This window comes from Bernardetia sp., from assembly GCF_020630935.1.
Lineage (GTDB): Bacteria > Bacteroidota > Bacteroidia > Cytophagales > Bernardetiaceae > Bernardetia.
This window is the reverse complement of record NZ_JAHDIG010000114.1, coordinates 1-3,288: the sequence shown is the minus strand read 5'-3', so window position 1 is coordinate 3,288 and position 3,288 is coordinate 1. Positions and strand designations below refer to the sequence as shown.

The following is a 3,288-nucleotide window of genomic DNA, read 5'->3' as shown; positions in this document are numbered from 1 at the left end:
CCTAACGCTGAATGAACCAGTATGCGCTTGTAGTCAGAAACTTCGTAGCTATCAGCGAGGGCTAATTCTTCATCAGAAATTTCATATACCATTCCTTCTATTTTTGCGTTAGGGTTTGATGTTTTGATAGCAATAGGATGAAATTTTTGTTCACTCTTTGCCAAGACTTCTTCTGATGTAATTTCTAATTGCTCTAGTTTATAACCCACAATCATATCTTCAAAACCTTCCAATATTCTACCAAATGAGGAGAGTTGTACTTTTTCTTTCTGTAATGTTCCGTAGGAAAATAAATAGTGCATAGCTATAAAATTGAGTTTTAGTGCATGTTTTCTAATAAAAAGCATTCAAAGTATTTTTATTAGGATGTGTAATTAATTACTTTTGAGAAGTAAGTTAATCAGAATAAGCCTTTAAAATGTGCAAATAATCAGAATGAAATGAGAAAAACAACCAATTTATCCAACTTAATGGTCATCGACATCGAAACCGTAGGCGCACAAGCTACTTTTGAAGAACTGCCAGATGTATTAAAACCTCTTTGGGAAAAAAAAGCTGCACGTATTGCGCCAGATGATACAGCAAAAGAAGCCTTTGAGGAAAAAGCAGGCATTTATGCAGAGTTTGGGAAAATAGTTGTTATTGGAATTGGTTTCTTTACACTACAACAGAATGAAAACGGAGAAGAAGAGCAAGTCTTTAGAGTAAAGTCGTTGGCTTCTGACAATGAAAAAGAATTGTTAGAAGATTTTATAAAAGTAGTAGAAAAATTTGGTAAGAATTTGCAGTTTATTGCTCACAATGGAAAAGAATTTGATTTTCCTTATATCTGTCGTCGTATGCTCATCAATGGATTGGATATTCCTTACGCTTTGGATATTTCTGGTAAAAAACCGTGGGAAGTAAACCATATTGATACGATGCACATGTGGAAGTTTGGCGACTATAAAAATTTTACCTCTCTATCTCTGTTGGCTGCTGTTTTTGGTTTGGATACCAGTAAAGACGATATTGACGGAAGCGAAGTAAATAGTGTTTATTACAAAGAAAAAGACTTAAACCGAATCGCTGTGTATTGTACAAAAGATGTGATTCTGACAGGACAACTATTTCTAAGAATGCAAAATTTGCCGATTATTAAAAAAGAAAATATTATTGTCGTAGAATAAAAATCGTATTACAATGAAATCAAAAAAACAACATTGGGAAAATGTCTATCAGACCAAAACGCCACAAGAAGTAAGCTGGACACAAGCCAAGCCTCAAACTTCTCTTGATTTTATTTCCTCTTTTAAGCTAGAAAAAAATGCGAAAATTATTGATATTGGAGGAGGGGAAAGTCATTTAGTAGATCTTCTTTTAGAAGATGGTTTTACAGATATTACAGTGCTAGATATTTCTGCAACAGCTTTAGAAAAAGCTAAAAAACGCATAGAGGAAAAGTTTGGAGAAAAGGCAAAATTTGTAACTTGGATAGTAAGTGATATAACCGAATTTGAACCTAAAATTAGCTACGAGCTTTGGCACGATAGAGCAACTTTCCATTTTCTAACAGATGATAAAGACATAAATAAGTATAAAAATACAGTAGAAAAATATGTTGCAAAAGGTTTAGTTATGGCTACGTTTTCAAAGGAAGGAGCTAAAAAATGTAGTGGTTTGGAAGTATCTCAATATGATGAAAATAGCTTAAGTTTTGACAGTTTTGATAAAATAAAATGTTTGCAAGAAGACCACACAACTCCCTTCAACACAAAGCAAAACTTCTTGTTTTGTAGCTTTCAGAAGAGTTAATTTGTCCTTGTACTTAGTGTTAGGGAGAAGCTATGAAATATGTGTTTTTAAACATTCATAAAGTAAGGCTGTTAGCTTCATAATTTTAATCAGTAGATTAAGGTGTCATTTTTTCAACAAACCAATTACAAACCACACATACACACCTAAAATTATGTCAAAAAATAATCATAAAGCCCAAGTGAAGGGGTTCATGGAAAAGGTTAAGGAAAAGCAACCCCACGAATCTGAGTTTTTACAAGCTGTAGAAGAGGTTGCCGAATTTATTCTTCCTTTTATAGAAGACAATCCAAAATATAAGAAAGCGAAGTTATTAGAGCGAATGGTCGAACCAGAGAGAGCTATTTTATTTCGTGTGCCTTGGCTAGACGATAAAAATGAGATTCAAGTTAATAAAGGTTTTCGTGTACAATTCAATTCTGCCATAGGACCTTACAAAGGTGGAGTGCGCTTTCATCCGAGTGTAAACTTGTCTATTTTAAAATTTTTAGGTTTCGAACAGGTTTTCAAAAATTCCCTTACAGGCTTGCCTTTAGGTGGTGGAAAAGGAGGTTCGGACTTCAACCCCAAAGGGAAAAGTGATGCAGAAGTAATGCGTTTTTGTCAGAGTTTTGTAACAGAGCTATTTAGACACATAGGAGCTGATACAGATATTCCTGCAGGTGATATTGGCGTAGGAGCAAGAGAGGTAGGCTATATGTTTGGTCAATACAAACGACTCTCCAACGAATTTACAGGAACGTTTACTGGAAAGGGCGTAAAATGGGGAGGTTCACTTCTCCGAACAGAAGCCACAGGCTACGGACTTTTGTATTTTGTAAAGGAAATGATGGAACACAAAGGCGATTCTTTAGAAGATAAAGTAATAGCTATTTCAGGTTCTGGAAATGTAGCGCAGTATGCCTGTGAGAAGGCGATTGAATTAGGTGCAAAAGTGGTAACACTTTCTGATTCTGATGGCTATATTTATGATGAAGAAGGAATTACTATCGAAAAATTGGAGTTTGTAAAAGAACTCAAAAACGAAAAACGAGGCAGAATCAAAGAATATGCAAAAAAATATAAGTCTGCAAAGTTTTATAAAGACGAGCGTCCTTGGAGTGTAAAATGTGATATTGCTTTGCCTTGCGCTACCCAAAACGAATTGGAAAAAGAAGGAGCTAAATCACTTGTGAAAAATGGCTGTCAGCTAGTGGCAGAGGGGGCAAATATGCCAACAACATCAGAAGCAATAGATGTTTTTGAAAAAAATAATATACTTTATGCCCCAGGTAAGGCTTCCAATGCTGGAGGTGTAGCTACCTCTGGACTGGAAATGACACAAAACTCACTACGAATGTCTTGGACGAAAGAAAAGATAGATGAGGAACTGAAAGATATTATGAAAAGCATCCACGACAAATGTGTGGAGTATGGAAAGAAAGACGAAAAAGTAAATTACCTCAAGGGGGCAAATATTGCTGGTTTTGTCAGAGTGGCTGATGCTATGATAGA

The 3,288-nt window shown here is 35.2% G+C and carries 4 protein-coding genes; 3 read left to right on the top strand and 1 reads right to left on the bottom strand.

Going from position 1 to position 3,288, the window contains the following annotated elements:
- A partial coding sequence (locus QZ659_RS19600; protein ID WP_291728643.1) for a gamma-glutamylcyclotransferase family protein occupies positions 1 to 302 on the bottom strand: 302 nt, incomplete at its 3' end.
- A gap of 138 nt (positions 303 to 440) precedes the next feature.
- Between QZ659_RS19600 and QZ659_RS19595 the strand changes: the two genes are divergently transcribed.
- The 3 genes from QZ659_RS19595 to gdhA form a co-directional block, all read left to right on the top strand.
- On the top strand, positions 441 to 1,169 hold the full coding sequence (locus QZ659_RS19595; protein WP_291728641.1) for a 3'-5' exonuclease: 729 nt from the start codon (positions 441 to 443) through the stop codon (positions 1,167 to 1,169).
- 13 nt (positions 1,170 to 1,182) lie between these two features.
- The gene (locus QZ659_RS19590) at positions 1,183 to 1,794 is read left to right on the top strand and encodes a methyltransferase (RefSeq protein WP_291728639.1); all 612 of its coding nucleotides are present in this window, start codon (positions 1,183 to 1,185) and stop codon (positions 1,792 to 1,794) included.
- 154 nt (positions 1,795 to 1,948) lie between these two features.
- Positions 1,949 to 3,288 (top strand): NADP-specific glutamate dehydrogenase (gene gdhA, locus QZ659_RS19585; RefSeq protein WP_291728637.1); only part of this gene is annotated, 1,340 nt, incomplete at its 3' end.